At 60.2% G+C, this 21451-nt stretch carries 22 protein-coding genes; 2 read left to right on the top strand and 20 right to left on the bottom strand.

What is annotated here, in order from left to right:
• Positions 1-266: 266 nt before the first annotated feature.
• The 5 genes from ACSFE6_RS23640 to ACSFE6_RS23660 all read right to left on the bottom strand — a co-directional run bounded on the left by ACSFE6_RS23640 (position 267) and on the right by ACSFE6_RS23660 (position 4486).
• Positions 267-752, bottom strand: coding sequence for a DUF6130 family protein (locus ACSFE6_RS23640; protein WP_435429845.1), 486 nt, complete (start codon positions 750-752; stop codon positions 267-269).
• A gap of 170 nt (positions 753-922) precedes the next feature.
• Positions 923-1843, bottom strand: a complete 921-nt coding sequence (locus ACSFE6_RS23645) for a LysR family transcriptional regulator (protein WP_435429846.1) — start codon at positions 1841-1843, stop codon at positions 923-925.
• A gap of 30 nt (positions 1844-1873) precedes the next feature.
• Entirely contained in the window at positions 1874-2848 is a 975-nt protein-coding gene (locus tag ACSFE6_RS23650; RefSeq protein ID WP_435429847.1) for a quinone oxidoreductase family protein, read from the bottom strand.
• 286 nt (positions 2849-3134) lie between these two features.
• The gene (locus tag ACSFE6_RS23655) at positions 3135-3704 is read right to left on the bottom strand and encodes a hypothetical protein (RefSeq protein ID WP_435429848.1); all 570 of its coding nucleotides are present in this window, start codon (positions 3702-3704) and stop codon (positions 3135-3137) included.
• Between the two features lie 209 nt (positions 3705-3913).
• Positions 3914-4486: a carboxymuconolactone decarboxylase family protein gene (locus ACSFE6_RS23660; RefSeq protein WP_435429849.1), complete on the bottom strand. Its 573-nt coding sequence runs from the start codon at positions 4484-4486 to the stop codon at positions 3914-3916.
• A 73-nt stretch (positions 4487-4559) separates the two neighbouring features.
• On the opposite strand from ACSFE6_RS23660, the gene ACSFE6_RS23665 reads away from it, so the two are divergent.
• Entirely contained in the window at positions 4560-4895 is a 336-nt protein-coding gene (locus ACSFE6_RS23665; protein WP_435429850.1) for a winged helix-turn-helix transcriptional regulator, read from the top strand.
• A 35-nt stretch (positions 4896-4930) separates the two neighbouring features.
• Here the strand turns inward: ACSFE6_RS23665 and ACSFE6_RS23670 are convergent, their stop codons facing one another.
• The 7 genes from ACSFE6_RS23670 to ACSFE6_RS23700 all read right to left on the bottom strand — a co-directional run bounded on the left by ACSFE6_RS23670 (position 4931) and on the right by ACSFE6_RS23700 (position 11939).
• Complete coding sequence (locus tag ACSFE6_RS23670) at positions 4931-6127, bottom strand: ABC transporter permease (protein ID WP_435429851.1); 1197 nt, start codon at positions 6125-6127, stop codon at positions 4931-4933.
• The gene (locus tag ACSFE6_RS23675; protein WP_435429852.1) at positions 6127-7338 is read right to left on the bottom strand and encodes an ABC transporter permease; all 1212 of its coding nucleotides are present in this window, start codon (positions 7336-7338) and stop codon (positions 6127-6129) included. The genes ACSFE6_RS23670 and ACSFE6_RS23675 overlap by 1 nt, the downstream gene beginning before the upstream one ends.
• Complete coding sequence (locus ACSFE6_RS23680; protein ID WP_435429853.1) at positions 7338-8024, bottom strand: ABC transporter ATP-binding protein; 687 nt, start codon at positions 8022-8024, stop codon at positions 7338-7340. Before ACSFE6_RS23680 ends, ACSFE6_RS23675 begins: the two co-directional genes overlap by 1 nt.
• A complete protein-coding gene (locus tag ACSFE6_RS23685; protein WP_435429854.1) occupies positions 8021-9172 on the bottom strand; it encodes an efflux RND transporter periplasmic adaptor subunit in 1152 nt (383 codons plus the stop codon). Before ACSFE6_RS23685 ends, ACSFE6_RS23680 begins: the two co-directional genes overlap by 4 nt.
• A gap of 142 nt (positions 9173-9314) precedes the next feature.
• The gene (locus tag ACSFE6_RS23690; protein WP_435429855.1) at positions 9315-10349 is read right to left on the bottom strand and encodes a sensor domain-containing diguanylate cyclase; all 1035 of its coding nucleotides are present in this window, start codon (positions 10347-10349) and stop codon (positions 9315-9317) included.
• Positions 10350-10601: 252 nt separating this feature from the next.
• Entirely contained in the window at positions 10602-11027 is a 426-nt protein-coding gene (locus ACSFE6_RS23695) for a GNAT family N-acetyltransferase (RefSeq protein WP_435429856.1), read from the bottom strand.
• Positions 11028-11132: 105 nt separating this feature from the next.
• Positions 11133-11939: a lytic transglycosylase domain-containing protein gene (locus tag ACSFE6_RS23700; protein WP_435429857.1), complete on the bottom strand. Its 807-nt coding sequence runs from the start codon at positions 11937-11939 to the stop codon at positions 11133-11135.
• 542 nt (positions 11940-12481) lie between these two features.
• Here ACSFE6_RS23700 and ACSFE6_RS23705 point away from each other — a divergent pair.
• The gene (locus tag ACSFE6_RS23705) at positions 12482-12841 is read left to right on the top strand and encodes a DUF6124 family protein (RefSeq protein ID WP_435429858.1); all 360 of its coding nucleotides are present in this window, start codon (positions 12482-12484) and stop codon (positions 12839-12841) included.
• A 111-nt stretch (positions 12842-12952) separates the two neighbouring features.
• Here ACSFE6_RS23705 and ACSFE6_RS23710 read toward each other — a convergent pair whose 3' ends face one another.
• From ACSFE6_RS23710 to ACSFE6_RS23745, 8 genes are all read right to left on the bottom strand, one after another.
• Positions 12953-14284 carry an LLM class flavin-dependent oxidoreductase gene (locus tag ACSFE6_RS23710; RefSeq protein ID WP_435429859.1) on the bottom strand — a complete coding sequence of 444 codons (1332 nt, stop codon included), beginning with the start codon at positions 14282-14284 and terminating at the stop codon, positions 12953-12955.
• A gap of 63 nt (positions 14285-14347) precedes the next feature.
• Positions 14348-15109 carry an ABC transporter ATP-binding protein gene (locus ACSFE6_RS23715; protein WP_435429860.1) on the bottom strand — a complete coding sequence of 254 codons (762 nt, stop codon included), beginning with the start codon at positions 15107-15109 and terminating at the stop codon, positions 14348-14350.
• A gap of 25 nt (positions 15110-15134) precedes the next feature.
• The gene (locus ACSFE6_RS23720) at positions 15135-15920 is read right to left on the bottom strand and encodes an ABC transporter permease (RefSeq protein ID WP_435429861.1); all 786 of its coding nucleotides are present in this window, start codon (positions 15918-15920) and stop codon (positions 15135-15137) included.
• A complete protein-coding gene (locus ACSFE6_RS23725; RefSeq protein WP_435429862.1) occupies positions 15917-16822 on the bottom strand; it encodes an ABC transporter permease in 906 nt (301 codons plus the stop codon). Before ACSFE6_RS23725 ends, ACSFE6_RS23720 begins: the two co-directional genes overlap by 4 nt.
• Before the next feature lie 4 nt (positions 16823-16826).
• Positions 16827-17939: an ABC transporter substrate-binding protein gene (locus tag ACSFE6_RS23730; protein WP_435429863.1), complete on the bottom strand. Its 1113-nt coding sequence runs from the start codon at positions 17937-17939 to the stop codon at positions 16827-16829.
• 33 nt (positions 17940-17972) lie between these two features.
• Positions 17973-18884, bottom strand: coding sequence for a TauD/TfdA dioxygenase family protein (locus ACSFE6_RS23735; protein ID WP_435429864.1), 912 nt, complete (start codon positions 18882-18884; stop codon positions 17973-17975).
• Between the two features lie 344 nt (positions 18885-19228).
• The gene (locus ACSFE6_RS23740) at positions 19229-19978 is read right to left on the bottom strand and encodes a creatininase family protein (protein WP_435429865.1); all 750 of its coding nucleotides are present in this window, start codon (positions 19976-19978) and stop codon (positions 19229-19231) included.
• A gap of 67 nt (positions 19979-20045) precedes the next feature.
• On the bottom strand, positions 20046-21359 hold the full coding sequence (locus tag ACSFE6_RS23745; RefSeq protein ID WP_435429866.1) for an MFS transporter: 1314 nt from the start codon (positions 21357-21359) through the stop codon (positions 20046-20048).
• Positions 21360-21451: the final 92 nt, after the last annotated feature.

Raw genomic sequence — 21451 nt, forward strand, 5'->3', positions numbered from 1 at the left:
ACTAACTGAGCAGCAAAGGTCAACGAAGAGCCGAAAAACCACTCGATGTGGTGAGTAGATTCTTCGGTGGTGATCGTGCGTGAGTTCAGGCGAGCCGAAAATCCGACTTTTTCAACAGAATCGGCCGATTGCTGCCTATCACAACAGCAAGCACCTCATAGCGCACCGCTGCTGCAAAGCGGCTTCCGACTAAATAAAGGCACTCAGTTGCATTTAATAAATCCGAAACTACACACACCACAGCCGTTAGCAATGGCGCCCCAAGGTCAGGGTTTTACCGCGTGACCATCGTCCATTTTGGGGGCGTCCGCTGATTTTTTCTCGGGGACTATAAAACTAACGGTCGTGCTGGTGAGGATGTTGTGAGTCGGGTCGGCCACTTCCAGGAGAACTTTGTGAGTACCGGGCGTCAGTCCAACCAGGATGATTGGGTCTTCGCTGGAATGCGCCCATGTACCTTTCCAGTCATCGACGGTCACATGGAGGTGGCCCAGTCGGGGAGAGACGTCACCAGCGGCTTTGCCGAATACAGGCATGATCCTGGCGTGTTCTGTCCGATACTGAATGATGACAACACCGCGGGCGAGCGGCTCGGCGAGCGGCGCAAAGGCAATGATTTTTGGCGGCAACTCAGATTTCAATGGAAGAATTGCCGGAGGGTGATCGGTTCCGGCTTCTTCTTGGCCGAGTGCTGCCAGGCAAAAAATGCTGACCCATACAAAGATGAATAGATTTCTGAAGGCGAGGAGCATGACGTTTTTCTCGCGCGTGGTCTTCTACAAGGCTAGATCAAACCGACCCGCTGTCTATGGTGCAGAGAAGGGGCCACACAGGTTAGCTTTTGGCCGAAAGCCGACTGATTAAACGCCCACGCCTTTCGTACCATTTGCGATGGTCACTCTTGCGAAAAGGGAGTACCCCTTCAGCGTTCCCATGGCGCCGTACTGACAAATTGCCCCTCGACCCACTGCTTGAACGCGACGCTCGCCGCCGTGCTGTACCGAGCGGATGGACGCACCAAGTACACAGCCGCATCGGCATCCAGCTGCCACTGCGGGAGCACCCGTATAAGTTGCCCGGCATCAAGGTCCCTTTTCATCAACCATTCGCCCCCGGCGAGAATACCCATCCCCAATCGGGCAGCGCCCAGCAGGGCTTCATTGTCATTGCTGACCATGCTGCCACGCACTCTGACAGAGGCCAGTTCGTTCTCTCGCGTCAGCTTCCATTCCGGCCAGGAGTGCAGGCCTGTGAAACCGAGGCAATTGTGTGTTGCGAGGTCTGCCGGTGTTTCGGGCACGCCCCGGCTTTGCAGATAGGCCGGCGCGGCGCAGAGGATTCGGCGGTGATCGCATAGTTTTTTCGCCACCAAGCGACTGTCCGCCAACTCACCGATGCGGATCGCCGCGTCAAATCCCTCGGCCACGATGTCGACGAAGCGTTCCGCGTATTCGACCTCCAGTGAAACCTCGGGATAGGCCAGGGCAAACTCCGACACCATCGATCCCAGCCACAAGCGCCCCATCGCTGCCGGCAAGGCAATTCGCAACCGTCCCCTGACCAATGCGGCACCTCGCGCGGCATCCTGCTCTGCCTGGGTGATCAGGTTGACGGCATGGCGCAATTGCGAGACCAGGCGCTCCCCTTCGTCCGTGAAGCGCAATTGCCGGGTGGTGCGCTCCACCAGGCGGATGCCCAGTCGCCGCTCAAGGGCGCTGAGTCGCTTGGACAGCACTGACGGGTGCCGTTGCAGCACCCTCCCCGCCGCGGCAAAGGAGCCGTGCTCGGACAGCGCCAGCAACGTGGCAAGCTCATCCGCCTGACGGCTATCGAATAGATCCATGCAACCACTTACCTCGCGGGTTCAGACAGCTCAAGTCGTCAGCACGATCGCCCCCTGCGACCGGCCACTCTCCAGATCGGCATGCGCCAGGGCCACATCGGCCAATGGATAGCGACGCCAGACACGCGGCTGGATGATACCCGCCGCGATCGCCTGCAACACATCCTCTGCACGCGCCTGATATTCCTGCGCAGTGGCCGTGTGCGCGGCCAGCGACGGCCGGGTCAGGAACAGCGAGCCCTTGGCATTCAAGACGCTGACTTCCATCGCCGGTACCGCACCCGAGGCCATGCCGAAGGACACCAGCAGGCCACGGGGACGAAGGCTGTCCAGTGAAGCCTCGAAGGACGCCCGGCCGATGGGGTCATACACCACATCAACCTTCTGGCCTTGAGTGAGTTGCGTCACCTGATCGGCAAGCGTCGCAGCGTCGAACACCAGCACTTCGTCGCACCCGGCCGCCTTGGCACGCTCGACGCTCTGCGCCTTCGACACCACGCCGATCACAAAGGCGCCCAGGTGCTTGGCCCACGACACCATGATTTGCCCCAACGCACCCGCCGCGCCATACAGCAACACCCGGGTACCAGGCCCGACCGGGTAGGTTGTCTTGAGCAGGTACTGGGCGGTAATACCTTTGAAGATCACCGCCGCCGCTTCGTCGAAGCCGAGCTCATCGGGAATCCGCACCAGCCGGTTGGCCGGATACAAGCGACCACTGGCGTAAGCCCCCAGCGGCCCAGTGGCATAGGCCACCCTGTCGCCTACCACCACCTCCGTGACGCCCTCCCCGATCGCCGCCACACGCCCTGCGCCTTCAAGCCCAAGCGTGGTCGGCAAGGCAATGCGCACGGCACCGGATCGTTGGCTTAGATCCAGCGGGTTGACCCCGATGGCCACCTGATCCAGCCAGACTTCACCGACACCCGGTTGTTGAGGGCCGGTCTGCTCCAGACTCAAGACTTGCGGCCCACCGACATCATGAATCCTGACACTGTTGATCATCTTGCACTCCTCGGATTAGTGTTACCGAAGAGTGTAATTAGCCAGAAAATAGATACTAGACGGGGAATTTGCAGTTCATATGTGCACAGAGCGCAGCAATCTCGGACCCCGTCAGCATGATGCTTTCTAGCGGTTAGCCCGGTGTCGATGCAACACAACTAAATTCTGTGTATGGCGATTAGGTGTCAGGATTGAGCCTATCCACAACTTCGAACATGAATGCTTTGGCTGGCTCCTGCGCCGAAGGCGGCACCACGCTATCCATGCTCGAGATGTGATACAGCCACTATGAAACCGTAGGTTCTTCACCGCTTGTTGTGCTCGCCGTGCTGGCGACCACAAGCGCCACGGCACAAGCCAGCAACGCGAACGCCGTGAAGACCCCCATCACATGCAAGCATGGCATTACATGATTCCAGGCTCGAGCCACCCCCAGGAAGGCAGCGAACAGCCAGCCACTCATAGAGAACGCCCCCAAGAGTGCAAGGCGACTACGGTCGCAAGCCGGTAACGAGACGAAGGGGGCTTTTTGCAACAACGGGAAGCCAACGCGATGCAACAGACCACCGTTCAGGGTCAGTAGCGCGACAACCGTCACCTTGGCCCAGAGCTTCTGATTGAGTAAGTACGCAGTGCCCTCAAGGAGATACCCCTGAAGTACTAACAACAGACCACTGCCCCAAAGGGCCAATAATGCGAGGGTGGCGATTTTCCTGGTTTCTTCCAGATACTCATGTTTCGCCTGATCCAGCGCTTCCTTGCGCCAACTCCAAAGTTTGTGATCGGCCAGCAATACCCTGCCTAGGGCAATACAAGTTGCGAGCAGATGAACGTACACGAGGAGCATTTTCAGCATTATTCTTGACCTTATTTTTATATGGACAATGCACTCCCTGCGTCCTGAAATTGAAATCTAATGATACGTATTCACATTTGTATCAGCAAGTTTCAAAATCATGAAAAAAGGACAATTGTATTTTTCTGATTGCTCTGAAAAATACATCTGAGAATCATCTGGCCGGCCTCCCCACCTCACGGAGGTGGCGCAAAATTCAAGGTGCGAACTTAGACTTTTGCTGTGAGGAGGCCGTGACGAAACTCACTGAACCTCGCCGCGTTTGGCTCAAGCGGAAGAGCCAAACTATTGGCAATGTACGATACCGTTCGATAGAAACCCGCCAGCATGAGCACTTCAAGGATCTGATCGTCATCGAGGTACTTTCGGGCGGCCTGAAATTCCGCTTCGGTCAATGTAGCGCGATCGTGCAGGGCATCGATCGTAGTCAGCAACACCGCTTCTTCCTCCTTCCAGTTCTCCGCCCGGAGTGGATGGTCCAAGGCGTGGCCGATATCGTTTCTGGTCAGTCCGGCGTCCTGAGCGAAAGCCATAACATGCACACCCCATTCATATTCGCATCCGGTACGTGCACAGACCCTGTTGATGATCAGTTCCCGTTGGCGAAGCGTGAGCAGGTTTCCATCCAGCAGTGAACCGCCCCTGAACTTGCGCCACGCCCTTTCGCTGCTGGCGATGGTCGTGAACAACAACAATGGTGGGACACCCTCTCCCATTATTTTGTCGAACGTCGCCTGGAGTTCTTCCGTGTAGGGTTTGTTGAGTGCTTCGATTCGAGCCATGATGTACCCTCCGCTATCAAATATGTAGCAAGAGTATTCGCTACATAATTCGTAGCAAGCAAGGGCCATATTTATGAATGATGATCAACACTTGGATTCGCGAATGCTGGATGGCCGTCGTCCAATCATGGCGCTGTTGGATGTGCTCGGGCAGAAATGGGCGTTGAGGATCCTGTGGGAACTTCGGCACGGATCACTCAGTTCCCGCGCACTGCGAAGCGCATGTGGCGACATCTCGCCCACCGTCTTGCAAAGCAGGGTCAATGAACTTCGGGAGGCTGGCTTCATCGAGTCGAACGATGGCGGTTACGGGCTCACACCACTGGGTAAGGATCTATCGGACTCGTTCTTACCCCTCTACAGGTTCGCCAATACGTGGGCCGATTCGTGGAGTAAAAGTAGCGTTTGATTCTCGGCGAAATGTCCCCTTTACGGTCCTGGCCGCTATTCACTGCGCAGCGCCGCCACCGGATGCAGGCGGGCCGCCCGCAATGCCGGAGCAAGGCCGGCGAGAATGCCGAGCACCGCCGCCAGAAGCAGCGCCAGCAGCAGAAACAGCGGCTGCAGCGCCAAGGGCAGGCTCGGCATGGCCAGGTGCAGTAGCCCGAGCAGGAGGCCCATCAACAACAGACCCAGCAGACCACCGGCCAGGGACAGCAGTGTCGCTTCGGCGAGAAACAGCCCGAGCACCTGCCGCGGACTGGCACCAATCGCCCGCAACAGGCCGATTTCCGCCGTACGCTCGCCCACAGTGGTCGTCATGATGGTGAGAATGCCGACAGCGCCGACCAACAGGGAAATGCCCCCCAGGGCACCGATGGCCAGGCTCAGGGTGCCGAGAACACGGTTGAAGCTGCGCAGCATGTCGTCCTGGGTGGTCAGACTGAAGTCCTCCTCGCCGTGCCGTTCGCCGAGCACCTGGCGAATCTGCCGACTCAACGCCCGCGAAGTGGTGCCGGCGTCGAACACCACATGGACTTTGACCACCCCGGTGCGGTTGAACAGGCTTTCGGCCCAATCCACCGGGATGTAGGCGATATCGTCGAGGTTGAAGCCGAGCAACTGGCCCTTCTCTGCCATCACGCCGATCACCCGGAAACGCACACCGCCGACACGGATCAGTTCGCCCAGCGGATTGCGGTCACCGAACAGCTCTTCACGCAGCTGATGGCCGAGCACCACATAGGGTGGCGAGCGACCGTCACGTGCCACGGGCAGGAACTCGCCCAGGCTCAGCTGCATGCGCCAGGCCTGCGCCAGCTGATGGCCGCCACCGAGAATGTCGCTGCGCCGGCTCAGTTGGCCGAACTGGATATCCCCGCTGCCCTGAATGATCGGCACCGCCGCCTCGACATGCGGCAAGCGCCGCAGAGCGTCGGTATCACTGATAGTCAGTGGCCGTACGCTGCCGAGCAGACCGCCGAGGCCGCTGGTCTGGGTCTTGCCCGGGCGCACGGTGATGATCCGCGTACCAAACTGCGAGAAGTTCTCCAGCACATAGCCGCGCACGCCTTCGCCTATGGCCGTGAGCAGCGCCACAGCGGCTATCCCGATCGCTATCCCGAGCAGGGTCAGTAGGCTGCGCAAGGGTCGACAGGTCAGCGCCGAGCTGGTCAGCCGCAAACCATCTTGCCAGCGCATCAGTGCGCTCCCGGCGGGCGTAGCGCCGCCACCGGCTCCAGCGCCGAGGCCCGAGCGGCCGGCAGCCAGGCGAACAGCAGCGCCGTGCCGAGTGCCAGCAGCACCGCGCTCGCCCGCGCCCACCAGGGTGCATAGAGCGGTAGATCGAACGCCTGGCGCCCCAGCCAGAGCAAGGTTTCGGCCAGCAGCAACCCCGCCAGCGCCCCGGTCAGGGCGAGCAGCGCCGCCTCACCGAGGAACAGCAGGCGCAGCTGCGCCGCCGTCACACCTATGGCTTTGAGCAGGCCGATCTCGGCGCTGCGCTGGCTCACCGCAATCCAGGTCACGTTCATGATCAGGATGCCTGCCACCAGCAGGCTGATCGCGGCAATCCCCGCCACCGCCAGGGTCAGCACCGCGAGTATCTCGTCGAAGGCGCTGAGCAGGCTGTCCTGGCTGATCAGGGTGATGTCTTCCTCACCCTCGTGACGCTCCTTGAGCGCGGCGAGTATCTGCCGCTTGCTACGGTCGAGAAAGCTCGGACCACGCACCTCGACAAACACCCGCAACAACCCCTCGCGATTGAATAAGGCCTGGGCACTGGCCACCGGGATGATCAACATCTCGGCGAAATCCATCCCCAGGGATTCGCCACGCTCACCGAGGATGCCGACCACCCGGAAGCGCCGGTCGCCGGCGCGCACCCATTCACCGAGGGCCGGGCGCGCACCGAATAGCTCGCGCCGCAGTTTGCCGCCGATCACGCAGACGGCCTCGGCCTGCTCAGGGTCCAGCGCCGGCAGGGGCTGGCCCTGGACGACCGTCAGTTGGCGAATGGCGAAGAAGTCCCGGGTGGTGCCCAGGGTCAGCACCTCACGATTGCGGTTGCCGACTATCACCTCCATCTGTCCGGCCTGAATCGGCGCGACCCGGCGGATGCCCGGCAACTGGGTGATGGCCTGGACGTCCTGCAAGGTCAACTCGTGCGGCGTCAAGCCGGTGAGCGGCGGCATGCGCCCCGTGGTTTCCTTGCGGCCTGGGAAAACGATCAGGATGTCGCGCCCGAGCAGCGAGAACTCGTTCAGGACGAAGGCACGCGCCCCCGCGCCGAGACCGGTGAGCAGATTGACCGCAACCACCCCGATAGCGATGGCCAGCAGCAACATCAGGCTGCGCGAGCGATGCCCACGCAAGGCGCCGAGCCAGAAGCCCAGGGCATCGGCAGCGCGCATCAGGTGAGCGCCCGCTGCGACACAGCACTGTGGATCCGCCCGTCACGCATGTGTAACTGGCGCTGTGCGCGGGCGCCCAGGCTGGCGTCGTGGGTCACCACTATCAGGGTCAGGCCCTCGCCGTTGAGCTCCTCCAGCAGGCTGAAGACCTCGGCGCCGGCCTGGCTATCGAGATTGCCGGTGGGCTCGTCGGCCAACAACAGCGCAGGTTGCATGACCATCGCCCGGGCGATGGCGACGCGCTGGCGCTGACCACCGGACAGCTCGGCCGGGCGGTGGGCAATGCGCTCGCCCAGCCCCAGGCGCGCCACCAATTGGCTGCTGCGCTTGCGCCGTTGCGCCGCGCCGATGCCGGCGAGGACCATCGGCAACTCGATGTTTTCCAGCACCGTCAGCCGTGCGATCAGGTGGTAGGACTGGAACACGAAACCTATCAGTTGGCTGCGCAATTGGGCGCGCCGCGCCTCGCTCAGCGTCGCCGTGGCCTCGCCCTGCAGCCAGTATTCACCGGCGCTCGGCGCATCGAGCAAACCGAGGATGTTCAGCAGGGTCGACTTGCCCGAGCCCGACGGGCCCATCACCGCCATGTAGTCACCGGCGGCGATGTCCAGATCCAGGCCGTCCAGCCCCATCACCTGCTGCTCGCCCAACTGGAAGCTGCGGCTGCCGCCGCGCAAGCGGATCATTTCTCAGTCTCCGCCGCATCCACCGGGATCACTGCCACGGTGTCCTTGAGCCCTTCCTGCTCGAGGCTGGCGACGATACGCGCGTCCTCGTCCAGCCCTGCGAGCACCTCGGTCCAGCGCCAGTTGCTCAACCCGGTTTGCACCTCCACCTCGCGCAACACCCGGGCGCTCGGGTCATAACGCAGCACGCGCTGCCCCTCCAGCAGGGTCTCGGTGGGGATGCGCAAAGCACCTGCGTGCTGCTCCAAGAGGATCTCGACATCGGCGCTATAGCCGGTGAGCAGGACCAGATCGGCCGGCGGCTGGTCGAAGCGCACCTCGACATCGACGGTGCGCGCCTGCTTCTCCAGTTCGCGTACATAGGGTGCGATGCGGCTGACGCGGCCGGAGAAATGCTGGCCACGGAAGGCATCCAGGCTGATCCGCACAGCGGTTCCGGGGCGAACCCGGGCAGCGTCCACCTCATCGATCGGCGCCTCGACATACAGGCAGCTGTCGTCGATCAGGTCGACCGCCGGCGGCGTGGGAATACCCGGCGGCGAAGGGGTGACGAACTCGCCGAGTTCGCCGTTGATTTCAGCGACTACGCCGGCGAATGGCGCACGCAGGGTCGCCTGCTCCAGCAGTGAACGCTGCAACTGCAGGCTGGCGTCGGCCTCGCGGATCAGCACGGCACTGGCATTGCACATCAGCTTCGCCAGGTTAGCCTTGGTCTCGGCTTGATCGAGGCGATCGGCGGCAACCAACTTGCGGTCGGCCAACTGGCCCAGCCGATCGAGGTCGCGCCGGTCCAGATGAGCCTGCTGGCAGCGCTGTTCGCGAGCGTTGCGCTGGGCCTCCAGCCGCGCCTCGGCCTCCTGCAGCCGGGCCTGTTGCTCATCCTGCCGCAGGCGCATGAGCACCTGACCCGGCTGGACCCGCTGGCCCTCGCCGATCAGCAACTCGGCAACCTGGCCGCCGACATTGAAGGACAGATGCGAGCGTCGACAGGACTTCAGCGTACCCGCGCGAGTGTTGGCCACCAGCGTCTCCACTGGCCCCCGCTCAACCTCTAGCAGCCTGACCGCCAATGGCTGTGGTCGACTCAACCAGCCGCCCAGCACGACCAGACAGGCCAGCATCGATGAGCCAATCAATAATTTACGCATGGACTGTACCTCCTACCCACATGGCTTGAGCCTAGGTCAGGAAGGTAAAAGCTCAACGCAAAACGCCATTTATCCGACGCTTTTCAGACGAGCGTCAGATGGGCGTCAGATAAATGGCGAATGAGATTTATTTCTCTCGCAACTACAGCCGTTGTCGGTTTCGCTGCTGTTTCACCTTATACATCTCGCGGTCTGCCAGCTTTGTGGCCTCGTCCACAGTCATGCTGCCCGGTATCACTGCCACTACCCCAACACTCGCGCCGGTATATTGAACATCACCAAGACCGTGTCCCAGCTCGTATCGCCCTATTGTCGCTTTGGACAGGCGATCCTGGAGCAGTTCGGCGTCATGTCGCATGTCCTTTGCCGGGTCCGAGTGTTCGGAGGGTGTGCCCAAGGCGATCACAATAAACTCATCACCTCCGGTACGCCCGATGATGTCGCTGCTTCTAAGGCCGTGCTGCAGTCGTGCGGCCACGCCACGCAGTAGCTGGTCTCCTGCCAGGTGACCGTGGGTATCGTTGATGAGCTTGAACCCATCCAGATCGATGACACCCATCAGTATGTACTTGCTCTCCCGCTGGGCCAGGGCGAAGAGGCGCGCGGCATCGTTTAAAATGGCACGCCGGTTGGACAGGCCGGTGAGTGGATCCGTCAGGGCCAGCTTGGTCAATTCGGCGTTGGCAGCCTGGAGTCGCTCAACAAGCAGTCCACGTTCAAGGGAGTATCCCAGCAAGCCTGACAACAGCATCAGCAAGGGTTCCACGTCAGGAGAGCGGGCCACCTGATCCGAGCTGGCGGCACATACCGTCCCCAGCACTTGCCCATCCTGGGATCTGATTGGCGCGCTCACGTAAGTTCTGATGCCCAAGGCCGCGGCGGCCTCCGAGTCACTCCAGCATTCGGCAACGTTATCCGAGTACATGCGATTCTCATCCAGTGCCCGCTTGCACAGAGTATCTGTCCAAGGCACGACCAGTCCTTCAGGAATCACCATGTCACCGACGTTTCGTGCGAACTCGACGCGCTGGACACCCTCGTCGGTATCAATGGTCGTCAGGTAGGTCGACTCCATACCGGTTATCTTGCTGAGCAGGGCCAGCAAAGGACGCGTAAGCTGCTCCAGGGTTTGGGCTTTTGGAATGGTATCGGAGAGAAGAGAAAGAATCTGATCCATTTGGGCGTGCCAATAGCTAAGTGGTTTTTCATTATCGACTAATCAGCGGATTACTGAACATGGCAGGGCTTCACCAAACTGAATGAGACTGCCAGAACAATGGAGCGACCACTTTCGGCCGATTACTGCCCTCACCAAGGGCAGTAATCGGTCAATTGTTGCCTGTCACGAAGGTCCGTAATCGGTCAAAAACAACCGGTAGCGACAACGGAAAGCAGCCAGACTCGATTACCAAAAAATAGACCTATCCCCTTATCCCAACAGCTTCTGGTAGTACAGCCGGGTATGTCCCGGTGGATAGTCTGCCAGGCGTCCGAATTCGCAGTAGCCCAGTTTTTGATAAAAGCCGGGTGCCTGAAAGCTGAAGGTCTCCAGCCAGATACCCGTGCAGTTCTTTTCCCGAGCGATATCTTCGGCCATGCGCATCAGCCGTTCTCCGAGTCCTCGACCACGCATCGACTCGGGAACGCTGACAAGATCAACGAGCAGCCATTGATAGGAGACCTTGCCGTACAGCCCGCCTATAACTTCGTTGCTGTCAGGGTCTCGGAGCAACAGGGCAAATGTTTCATGACCGTCGTCCCCACCGTTGGCCAGGTTATGGGCCAGCAACGGGTTCAAGATTCCTAACCGCTCTGCTTCAGTCACATGTTCCGAAAGCTGGATTTCTACAGGCATTGCGCTCTCCCTGAGCCATGAGTAAATGTGCCAACAAGGTAGCCCATTTCTGTCACCCCATGGCGAATCAGTAAATGCATGAATCGTCGGTTTTTTTATGGGCTGCTAGCGATGATTGCGATAGCGTTCGGTCAAGGACTGTACGAGGGTGACGTAGGATTGCGTCTCGGCGTAGGGAGGCACGCCGTTGTACTCGTCCACGGACGCTTCGCCGGCGTTGTAACCTGCCAATGCCAGCACCTGGTTGCCGTTGAAGCGCTTGAGCAGCCAGGCCAGGTAGCGCACGCCGCCACGAATGTTCTGTCGTGCGTCGAACGGATCGTCCACGGAGAAGCGCTCGGCGGTGGCGGGCATCAACTGCATCAGCCCCTGGGCGCCTTTTTCGGAAATGGCGTTGGGGCGAAACGCCGATTCGGCATGTATCACTGCGCGGACCAGCGCCCTGTCGACACCATATTGACCCGAAGCGAGTTCGATCTCCCGCCGATAGGACTGGGTGTCCAGGCGCAGAGTGGCGACCTTGAAACCCTTCGGCACCGTACACAGATAGCAGCCTTTGATGTAATAGACCTCAAGGACATCGACCCTTGCGGAGATCCCGACCGGGCGCCGGCTTACATATTGGCGGACACCCCGATGCATGAAGGTATACACCCGAATCCGCATCGCGCCTGAGTCGTCGCCCCGCACGAGACGGGGCTGGGCCTTTGCCTTGGCGCCTGCACCGGCGTCTGCCGTGCCATTGAGGCGAGTGCAGCGGGCGCTAGCGATGGCTTGGCTGGCGTAGCTGATGGTTCCGTCCCTGGCTTGGCACTTGTACATGGCGCTGGCGCACAGTGGAGCGACCAGCAAGGCCAGCTCGATGCAGCCAAGAAGGCTCTTGCGAGCCCATCGCCATGCTCTGGAATTCATCACATCGCTCCGCGCCGCAGGCGCCGATCAGGCCTTGAGGGCTGGCCCGGGCGCTGTCTTTGGAAGGCTTATTTCGCGCGACCCGCTTTTTGTTCTGATAGTTATACCCCTTGTAACCGGCCTTGGAACTTGCGTTGACGTACGGGTTGCCGGTTTTCCCGATGAGTTCACCCACTCATTAAACACCACCCGCGAGCGCTTGTTTAAAGGCACTTGCGGTTACGGGATGAGGGCTACAAAACCTTGCGTCGCTGCCTACGGTTACGCCAGAATCCGCCGGCTTGTGCGCCTTGGGGTCGCTCGGTAACTTGATTCGCGTCACTGCCCATCAGTGATCGGGTTTAGTCGCCCGGCGGTGTTAGTAAGGTGCATAGCGTGTCATTCAGTCAGGCTTTTCTGTCCTGTACTTAATGGTGGTTGTGCGCAGGGCGCCTTCGGGCGCGCCGGTTTTGCTAACTCCCCGGTCGACTAACCTGCGTACAGCCGCCTCCCTTCGTTTAGTCGCGAAGTGTGAACGGCTCACTTCTTAAAGGAGTTAGTCAATGTTCAAAGTCACACCCAATCCCCCAAACACCGATCCAACCTCCCCCGCCGAACCCGATTCAAACAACCTCAACGAGGCCACCGAACCTACCCTCGACGTTCACTCCCCCTCGACAGCCGACATCAAGGCCACCCCACGAACACCCAGCACCCTGTTCACCGTGAACCCGGAAACCAGCACCGAAACGCTGATGGTGTACCTGGTCGAAACCCTGGCGTCGGTAGATGTGATGGTTCATCAACTGGTGGATCATCTGGAGGGCGGAGATCGCCATGCGCTGCTGGGTATTTCCAACAGCGTCATGTTGGCGGAGATCACGGCGAACCGAGTGCTGGATCAGATTGATCCGCCCCTGTAGGAGCGAGCCTGCTCGCGAAAAACGTCGGGACAACGCGGGCATCCAGATAGCCCGCGTTATCGTTGACGTCCATCGCGAGCGTGCTCACTCCTACAGAGGTAGCGGGTTCACTCAGGCCGATTTCAATGCAAACCGAGATACCGGGCGACTCAGGCCGTAATGCTCACGCAGCGTAGTGCCCGCATACTCCTCGCGAAACAACCCGCGCTTGCGCAGGATCGGCAGCACTTCATCAAGGAACACTTCAAAGCCCTCGGGGAACGCCGGCGGCATGACGTTGAAACCATCGGCGGCACCGCTGCGGAACCACTGTTCGATCAGGTCGGCGATCTGTACCGGTGTCCCCACTGGCACCCAATGTCCGCGAGCGCCGGCCAGGCGGTTGATCAGTTGGCGCAAGGTCGGCTTCTCGCGGTCGACGATGTCGATGACCAGCTTGAAGCGACTGGCCTGACTCTCGCCGCCTTCAAAGTTGACCAAGTGACGCGGGAATGGCGCGTCCAGATCCTGACCGGACAAGTCGACACCCAGCAGCCGGCGCAACTGGCCCAGGGCAACGTTCGGCAGCACCAGTTCGTTGAGTTCATCGAACTTGCGCTGGGCTTCGGCTTCGGTGCTGCCGATGTAGGGGCTGATGCCCGGGAGGATTTTCAGCTGGCTCGGGTCGCGCCCCACTGTCCTCGCCCGCGCCCGGATGTCGTTGGCGAATTCGGTCGCGCTTTGCAGGGTCTGGTGCGCAGTGAAGATCGCTTCGGCATGCCGAGAGGCGAAATCACGGCCATCCTCGGACGAGCCGGCCTGCACCTGCACCGGCCGCCCTTGCGGGGAACGCGGCGAGTTGAACGGCCCCTTGACCCGGTAATGCGTGCCCACGTGGTTGATCGAGTGCACCTTGGCACCGTTGGCAAATACCCCGGCGGCCTTGTCCAGCACCAGCGCATCGTCTTCCCAGCTGTCCCACAGGTCCCCCACCACCTGCACGAATTCTTCGGCCTTGGCATAGCGGTCATGGGCCGGCGGATGTTGGTCGAGGCCGAAATTCGCGGCGGCGGCCGCCAGGGAAGTGGTGACGATGTTCCAGCCGGCGCGGCCCTTGCTCAGGTGATCCAGCGCGCTGAACGAACGGGCCAGGTTGTAGGGTTCGCTATAGGTGGTGCTGGCCGTGGCGATCAGGCCGATGCGTTGGGTCACCGCCGCGATTGCCGCCAGCCAGGTCACCGGTTCGAAACGAATGCGCAGGCCTTCGCGGTCGCTTTCAGCCAGGGATGGCGAATCGGCGAAGAAGATCGCATCGAGCTTTTCCCGTTCAGCGCGTTGCGCCAGCTGTTGGTAGTGGCCAATGTCCATGGACGCTTCCGGCACCGACTGCGGGTGACGCCAGGCGGCTTCGTGATGACCGTTGGGATAGATGAAGAGATTGAGGCTGAGCTGACGTTCGGACATTTCCCTTTTCCTAAATAAATAGCCTGAGAAAGTGAATCTGAAAAAAACAGGACGACACGGGACTCAATGCAACTCGGCAAAGTCGCTCAACACGTCATCGCGCAGGGCGATGAAACGGCTGTCACTTCGGTTGCGCGGACGCGGCAGATCGACGTCGACAATGCGCCGGATGCGCCCCGGATTGGGCTGCATCACCACCACACGATCGCCGAGGAAGACCGCCTCGTCGACATCGTGGGTGACCAGGATCATGGTGATTTTTTCCTTGGCCCAGATGTTCTGCAGCTCGCCCTGCAGGCGCGCGCGGGTCAAGGCGTCGAGGGCACCCAGGGGTTCATCCAGTAGCAACACGCTCGGACGATTGACCAGGCCACGGGCAATGGCCACGCGCTGGGCCATGCCACCGGAAATCTGATGCGGGTAGGACTCGATGAAGTCTTGCAGGCCGACCAGTTCGATGTGCTCGCGTACGGTGTCACGCTTCTGCCCGGCACTCAGGGGCGAGTTCTTCAGGCCGACAGCGACGTTCTGCTCGACATTGAGCCAGGGGAACAGACGGTGATCCTGAAACACGATACCGCGCTCCAGGCCTGTGCCCTTGATGGGTTTGCCATCAAGCAGGATGCGCCCGTCGAACTCCTCGTCAAGGCCGAGGATCAGTCGCAGCAGCGTGGATTTTCCGCAACCGCTGGCGCCGACGATGCTGATGAATTCGCCAGGGGCGATGTCGAGGTAGATGTTGTCCAGCACCTGCAATTGCGTCGAACTGCCAGGTTTGGAGTTGAACCGCTTGCTGATGTGTTCCAGGGTCAGGCCGTTGCTCATGTTGCGATCCTTTTCAATGTGGCAATCAGTTAGTAGCGATGCCGTACAGGCGCTGCATCCGCCGCTCGAGTGTCCGGGCCAGGGCGTTGAGGCCCCATCCCACCAGGCCAATCACCACCATGCCAAACAGCACCAGGTCCATCATGAAATGTTCGCTGCCATCGATCAGCGTGTTGCCGATCCCCTCCCCCGATACCAGCAGGTACTCGGCACCGATGGTTGCCAGCCAGCTGTAGACCAGCGCCAGGTAGAGCCCGGTGAAAATCGACGGCAAGGCGGCGGGCAGCATCACCCCGATAATGGTTTGCCACCGAGTGAAGCCGTACACCCGCGCCACTTCCAGCAGGTTGGGTGGGACGTTGCGCAAACCGTCGCAGGTGTTGACCACCACCGGCACCAGCGCGGCCAGTGACAGGAACACCACCTTGGCCACATCGCCCAGGCCGAACCACACCGAGATCAGGGGGATCCAGGCGAACAGGGAGATTTGCTTGAAGGTGTTGAAGCTGGGGCCGACCAAACGTTCGAAATGCCGCGAGAGACCCAGCAGGCAGCCCAGTACCAGACCCAGCGCGGTACCGATAAAAAAGCCACTGAGGTTGCGCGCAAGACTCGCCGAAATCGCCCGCCAGAATTTGTCGGAGGTGATTTGATCCCAGGCCGTTGCCGCGACTTTTTCCGGCGAAACGAACAGTCCCGATTCGCTCCAGCCCAGGTTTGAAGCCAGCCACCACAGGGCAATCGCGCAGATGGGCAAGACCCAACCGCGATAGCGGTGGCTACTGTTAGCTGATGACAAAGCTGCACTCATGACTGGCGCCCCCCAACCGTTGGCCGACCGCGATTGAGGCGCTGCTCCGCGTAGTCGAAACCGCGATCGATCAGCAGACCGAGAGTCCCCACCACCACGACCGCCGCCATCACCAGGTCCAGTTGAAACAACTGGCGCCCATAGACGATCAGGTAACCCAACCCCTCACTCGAGGCCACCAGCTCGACCACCACCAGCGACAGCCAGGCCTTGGTGAAGCCCAGGCGAAACCCGGTAAACAGCGTCGGGATCGCCGCCGGCAAGACGATGGAGGTGACGCTTTGCCGACGACTGAAGCCGTAGGTCCGGCCGACTTCCAGCAAGCCTTTGGGTGCCTGACGAAACGCCTGCAAGGTGCAAAGGGTGATCGGCACCAGAGCGGCCTTGGCAATCAGCACGTACTTGAGCGTCTCGCCGATGCCGAACAGCAGCAAGGCAAACGGCAGCCAGCCCAGTACCGGAATTTGCACCAGTGCGTTGAAGGTCGGCAGCAGGTAATCCTCCAGCGTCCGGGATAATCCCATGGCCAGGCCCAGCGCCACGCCGAGCAATGCGCCGAGACTGAACCCGACGACAACCCGCTGCAGGCTGGCCGACGCGTTCATCCATAGATCGCCGCTGCTGACCAGGTCCGACAGCGCCTGGTAAACGTAGGCTGGCGGTGGCAGCACCTGCTCTGAAAGCCAGCCCCGCTCCACCCCCAGGTACCACAAACCCAGCAACAGCAGTGGCAATAGCCAGGGCAAGGCCTTATCACCCAGATTCAAGGACCAGGCCGAAGTGCGCGGCACCTCGACCTTGCGTACCGGACGTGCGGGTGACGGTGGAAGACGTTTGACGTTGTCGCCCGGCAATGCCGGCGCCCCATACTGCTCAAGTCTTGCGGTCTGTGCCCTGGCCATTTGCCTAGCTCCCTTGTTTGCTGGTCGTCGTGGCTGCTACCGCGTTACCCGCCGGCTGCTTGCCATCCGGACCATAAGGCGTCCAGTAGTTTTCCAGTCCCTTGGCCTTGAGGGATTTCTGCAAATAGCTGCTCTCGAACCAACCATCGATAGCGACCGGCCGGCGGATGAGTTTTTCTTCCTTGGCCTGATCCGCCACGGCCTGATAGCGACTGATCAGGAAGGTGTCGACCAGCGGCGAAGCCCTGTCCCTGAGGGTGACCCCGGTGAAGTCGGCACGCAGTGAGTTCGCCGGGTCATTGCTCTTGGCCCATTCGGCGAAGACTTCGTCGCGGTGGCTCTCGTCCGATGTCCATTTCGCTGCATCCACCAGTGTGTCGACGACCTTCTGCACCTTGTCCGGATGCTCCTTCTCATAGTCACCGCGAACCACCAACGCAGTCTGGCGGGTGTAGCGCACGTCCTGTTTGGGATTGTCGTAAACGATGTCGATCAGGCCCTGGTCACGCAGCTTGAACAACTCGCGACCGCCGAAGGCGGCATCCACGCCATTGGAAATCAACGCCGCCTGGGAGCTGCCGGTATCGAGGTTGATCGCCTTGATATCGCGTTCGCTCAGCCCGTGCTCCGCCAGCAGGTTGATCATCACCAGGTGGCCGTTGGTACCGCGGAAGATCGCGACTTTCTTGCCTTTGAGGTCCTCGATGGTTTTCAGGGGGGAGCCCTTGGGCACCGCCAGATACAGGTTGGCGCGCACCCCCAGTGCGGCCAGCAACTTGGTGTCCAGTCCGTTGGAACGCCCGACGACCGCCGGCAGATCGCCCTGGTAGGCGAAGTCCAGTTGCTGGTTGGAGAAGGCTTCGTTGACCGCAGGCCCTGCCCCCTTGAAGAAGAACCACTGCACTTCGGTGCCGGTCCCGGCGAAGGCTTTCTCCAGCAACTGCTGATTGCGCACGATGCCCAGGGGCGAACCGCTGAAGGTCACCGGATCACCGCCACCGGCTGTTGCGACACCGATGCGCAAGACATCGGCCTCGGCTACAGGTACAGCCAGAACCGCAGCCAGTGCTGCAGCGATGCTGCCTTTTTTAAGCAAACGAATGCCATTGAGCTTCATGTCAGCCTTCCTTGTACCAATGAGAGTTGCTTGTCAGGCGGCGAGGTGTTTTTTGTCGGCTTCGGTTTTCGGCGAGCGCGCGTCCGGACTCGGCAGCAGCGCCTGGCTCAAGCGACCATCCACTCCCACCGGCACATCACCGTCGATGGTGGTGCGGCGCACGATGCGCGGGGCATCGCCGTAATCGTTGATCGCGATGTGCTGGGTGGCGCGGTTGTCCCAGATCACCACATCGCCCTCTTGCCAGCGCCAGCGCACGGTGTTGTCGACATGGGTAATACGGTCGTGGAACAGGCGAATCAGTTGCTTGGAGTCGCTGGTACTTACACCCTGGATTTGTTTGACAAAGTGCCCCAACAACAAACTTCTTTCACCCGACTCCGGATGCACTCGAACTAATGGATGTTCGGTTTCATAGATTTCCGCGGTGAACTGTTCACGATAACGTTTAAGTCCGGATTCATCGGTATTACGCGGTGCGGCGTAGTCGTACACGTTGGTGTGCAATGCGCGAAGATTGTCTGCAAGTTGTTTTAACGGGTCGGGTAAATCGGCATAAGCTGCTGCGGTATTGGCCCATACCGTGTCGCCGCCGTAAGGAGGAATCACCACACCGCGCAAGATGGAAATCTTCGGGTAATTGGCCACGAAGGTCACATCGGTGTGCCAGGAATTGGCGCGGGTTTCCTTGGCATCCAGATGCAGAATCGCCGCGCCCTGCTCGGCGGAACGCACGGTCGGGTGCGGGACCTGATCCCCGAAGCGCCGGGAAAAGGCCTCGTGTTCGGCGTCATCCAGATGTTGGTCGCGAAAGAACAGTACTTTGTATTTCAGCAGTGCCTGATTAATGAATTCGAATGCTTCGGCGCTGATATCTCCCCCCAACTTCACGCCTTCCAGTTGTGCCCCAATTCGACCAGCGACCGGTTTGATTTGAATAGTCATCGAGCTACCTCCTGTCTCACGAGTTGTTGTGGGACAGATCATAAAGACATAAAAGCAGCGATGACTAATCACAAATTATTCTAAAGATAGAATAAGCGACATATAACAAGCTCATAATTAAATGCAGTTAAAAGCTATAAGCCTTAAGTTATTAGCTAATAACTAATTTAAAAGTAACTCTCTGTAGGAGCGAGCTTGCTCGCGATGGAGGCACAGCCACCGCGGGGTGTCAGATCACCCGCGTTATCGTTGACGATCATCGCGAGCAGGATCGCTCCTACAGAAATGACGAGGCGCGGGCTGAAAGAGGCGCCCTGGAATGGGCGCCCGACGTTTTCAAGCAGTTAGCCCGGCGTCGCTTCCCCGCTGAATGCCTCCACTTCCTGTACCAGCCCCTGAGCGGCCAGCATCACCAGTGCCCGGCCTTTTTCCGGTGTTGCCAAAGCGGGGTCCGAACCCATGCGGCCGTCCGGATGGCGTGCGCGGAAGTCTTGCGCTTCGCGGATGGGTCCCCAGTTGGCGATCTGCGGCGAATAGTCTGCTGCCTTGATCGACTCCGGATACGCCCACTGGGTGACGGCAATTTCCGAAGGCGTTGCATGAACGCCATGCCCCGTCGGGAACTGTTCCTTTGCGAGATCATTAACCCCCGGCAAGTCCCACCAGTTGCACAGCTTCAGCGCGAACCCTGCTGGACGTCGGGCGAAACTCGCCTCGGCGTAAAGCTCCGAGAAGGCCGCTTCAATCGATGCGACATTGCCGCCGTGACCATTGAGAAACAGGATCTTCTCGAACCCGTGAGCAGCCAGCGACCGCACCCAGTCACCTATGGCCGCGATGAACGTCGAAGGACGCAGGGAAATGGTGCCCGGGAATCCCAAGTGGTGTTGCGCCATGCCGATATTGAAGGTCGGAGCGATCAGGATATCGGCCTTGCTCTGAGCTTCGCGGGCAATGATTTCGGGGCACATCCAGTCAGTCCCCAACAGGCCGGTAGGACCGTGCTGTTCGTTCGAACCGATGGGAATCACGATGGTGCGACTGCGTTCAAGAAACTGGCCGATCTCGGCCCAGGTCGACAGATGTAGAAGCATTGAAGTGCTCTCCTGTGATTGGTTCCTTGCGGAACACGACGATTCAAACTCAAGTTAGGGGTGATGCTTAACCAACACTGTATTGAGGCGCAGGCTGTTCCGTCGACAGTGATCTGTTCAGCGTGATGATCAGTGCCGCGCACAGCGAGGCGCAACCGACGGCCACGATGCCCAGGTTCATGGTTCCGGTGGCGGTTTTCGCCCAGCCAATCACCGCCGGCCCCCAGAAGCCACCACACAGGCCGATGGTGTTGATGAAGGCGATGCCCCCGGCCGCCGCATCGCCTTTGATGTGTTCGGAGGGCATGGCCCAGAACACGGTATACGCCATGAAAATCGTTGCTGTCGCCCCCGTCAGCAGCGCCAGCGAAACCAGCACGTGGCCCTCGGCAAACGGGAACATCAGCAGGCACAAGGCGGCGATACCCGCCGGCACTGCACAGTGGTAGCGTCGTTCGCCGAGCCGGTCGGATCGGCGACCAATCAGGTACATGCCGATTGCAGCGCCTATGTAGGGAATAGCGGCATACCAACCCAGTTGCAGGGTGTCGTCGACCCCCTGGGCCTTGAGGATGGCCGGCAGCCAGAAGCTCATGGCGTAGATCGAGAAAATAATGCAGAAATAGGCGGATGCCAGGATGTAGGTTTTCGGGTCCCGCAACACGCCCCGAAAGGAATGCACCTGGCTCGCCGAGGTCCCCAGTTCAGTCTCCAGCAGTTGCTTTTCCCCGACGCTCAACCAGCTTGCCTCCGAGGGTCGATTGGCGAGCACGAAGTACGTGAGGATGCCGAGGAATACGCAAGGAAGCCCTTCAATCAGAAACATCCACTGCCACCCGGTCATACCGCCCACGCCAGACAGCGAGGTGATCAGCCAGGCAGAAAGCGGGCCACCGATAATGCCGCCGATGGGGCCGGCAATGAAGACGATGGCAATGGCCCGGGCCATGCGCGTCGGCCCATACCAGCAGGACAGGTAATAGATCATGCCCGGCGCAAAACCGGCTTCGAAAACGCCCAGCAGAAAACGCATCAGGTAGAACGTCGGCACGTCGCGCACAAAGAGCATGCAAGCCGAAGTAATGCCCCAGAGCACGAGGATGCGACTGAACGTCTTGCGTGCACCTACCCGTGGCAGCATCAGGTTGCTCGGCAGCTCGAACAACACATACCCCAGGAAGAAAATTCCCGCGCCGGCACCATAGGCCGCATCGGAAAGCCCCAGGTCATTTTGCATCTGCAACTTGGCGAAGCCGACGTTGATCCGGTCCAGGTACGCAAACACATAGCAGATGAACAGCAGTGGCAGCAGCCGCCAATTGAGTTTGCGGTACAGCGCTGTAATCGCCCTGCTTCTTGCCGTCGGTGCAATGGTTGACATGCGACTCTCCGATTCTTCTTGTTGATCTTCGGTGGTGCCAAGGATGTTGCCCCGACCACCGAAACCCAGCAAGAGCAACTAAGTTCGCGTAT

Source organism: Pseudomonas baetica (genome assembly GCF_051216495.1).
GTDB lineage: Bacteria > Pseudomonadota > Gammaproteobacteria > Pseudomonadales > Pseudomonadaceae > Aquipseudomonas > Aquipseudomonas baetica_B.

Excerpts from the sequence above, each read along its gene's own strand:
- ACSFE6_RS23640 (WP_435429845.1), bottom strand. The coding sequence starts at position 752 with ATGCTCCTCGCCTTCAGAAATCTATTCATCTTTGTATGGGTCAGCATT.
- ACSFE6_RS23645 (WP_435429846.1), bottom strand. The coding sequence starts at position 1,843 with ATGGATCTATTCGATAGCCGTCAGGCGGATGAGCTTGCCACGTTGCTG.
- ACSFE6_RS23650 (WP_435429847.1), bottom strand. The coding sequence starts at position 2,848 with ATGATCAACAGTGTCAGGATTCATGATGTCGGTGGGCCGCAAGTCTTG.
- ACSFE6_RS23655 (WP_435429848.1), bottom strand. The coding sequence starts at position 3,704 with ATGCTGAAAATGCTCCTCGTGTACGTTCATCTGCTCGCAACTTGTATT.
- ACSFE6_RS23660 (WP_435429849.1), bottom strand. The coding sequence starts at position 4,486 with ATGGCTCGAATCGAAGCACTCAACAAACCCTACACGGAAGAACTCCAG.
- ACSFE6_RS23665 (WP_435429850.1), top strand. The coding sequence starts at position 4,560 with ATGAATGATGATCAACACTTGGATTCGCGAATGCTGGATGGCCGTCGT.
- ACSFE6_RS23670 (WP_435429851.1), bottom strand. The coding sequence starts at position 6,127 with ATGCGCTGGCAAGATGGTTTGCGGCTGACCAGCTCGGCGCTGACCTGT.
- ACSFE6_RS23675 (WP_435429852.1), bottom strand. The coding sequence starts at position 7,338 with ATGCGCGCTGCCGATGCCCTGGGCTTCTGGCTCGGCGCCTTGCGTGGG.
- ACSFE6_RS23680 (WP_435429853.1), bottom strand. The coding sequence starts at position 8,024 with ATGATCCGCTTGCGCGGCGGCAGCCGCAGCTTCCAGTTGGGCGAGCAG.
- ACSFE6_RS23685 (WP_435429854.1), bottom strand. The coding sequence starts at position 9,172 with ATGCGTAAATTATTGATTGGCTCATCGATGCTGGCCTGTCTGGTCGTG.
- ACSFE6_RS23690 (WP_435429855.1), bottom strand. The coding sequence starts at position 10,349 with ATGGATCAGATTCTTTCTCTTCTCTCCGATACCATTCCAAAAGCCCAA.
- ACSFE6_RS23695 (WP_435429856.1), bottom strand. The coding sequence starts at position 11,027 with ATGCCTGTAGAAATCCAGCTTTCGGAACATGTGACTGAAGCAGAGCGG.
- ACSFE6_RS23700 (WP_435429857.1), bottom strand. The coding sequence starts at position 11,939 with ATGAATTCCAGAGCATGGCGATGGGCTCGCAAGAGCCTTCTTGGCTGC.
- ACSFE6_RS23705 (WP_435429858.1), top strand. The coding sequence starts at position 12,482 with ATGTTCAAAGTCACACCCAATCCCCCAAACACCGATCCAACCTCCCCC.
- ACSFE6_RS23710 (WP_435429859.1), bottom strand. The coding sequence starts at position 14,284 with ATGTCCGAACGTCAGCTCAGCCTCAATCTCTTCATCTATCCCAACGGT.
- ACSFE6_RS23715 (WP_435429860.1), bottom strand. The coding sequence starts at position 15,109 with ATGAGCAACGGCCTGACCCTGGAACACATCAGCAAGCGGTTCAACTCC.
- ACSFE6_RS23720 (WP_435429861.1), bottom strand. The coding sequence starts at position 15,920 with ATGAGTGCAGCTTTGTCATCAGCTAACAGTAGCCACCGCTATCGCGGT.
- ACSFE6_RS23725 (WP_435429862.1), bottom strand. The coding sequence starts at position 16,822 with ATGGCCAGGGCACAGACCGCAAGACTTGAGCAGTATGGGGCGCCGGCA.
- ACSFE6_RS23730 (WP_435429863.1), bottom strand. The coding sequence starts at position 17,939 with ATGAAGCTCAATGGCATTCGTTTGCTTAAAAAAGGCAGCATCGCTGCA.
- ACSFE6_RS23735 (WP_435429864.1), bottom strand. The coding sequence starts at position 18,884 with ATGACTATTCAAATCAAACCGGTCGCTGGTCGAATTGGGGCACAACTG.
- ACSFE6_RS23740 (WP_435429865.1), bottom strand. The coding sequence starts at position 19,978 with ATGCTTCTACATCTGTCGACCTGGGCCGAGATCGGCCAGTTTCTTGAA.
- ACSFE6_RS23745 (WP_435429866.1), bottom strand. The coding sequence starts at position 21,359 with ATGTCAACCATTGCACCGACGGCAAGAAGCAGGGCGATTACAGCGCTG.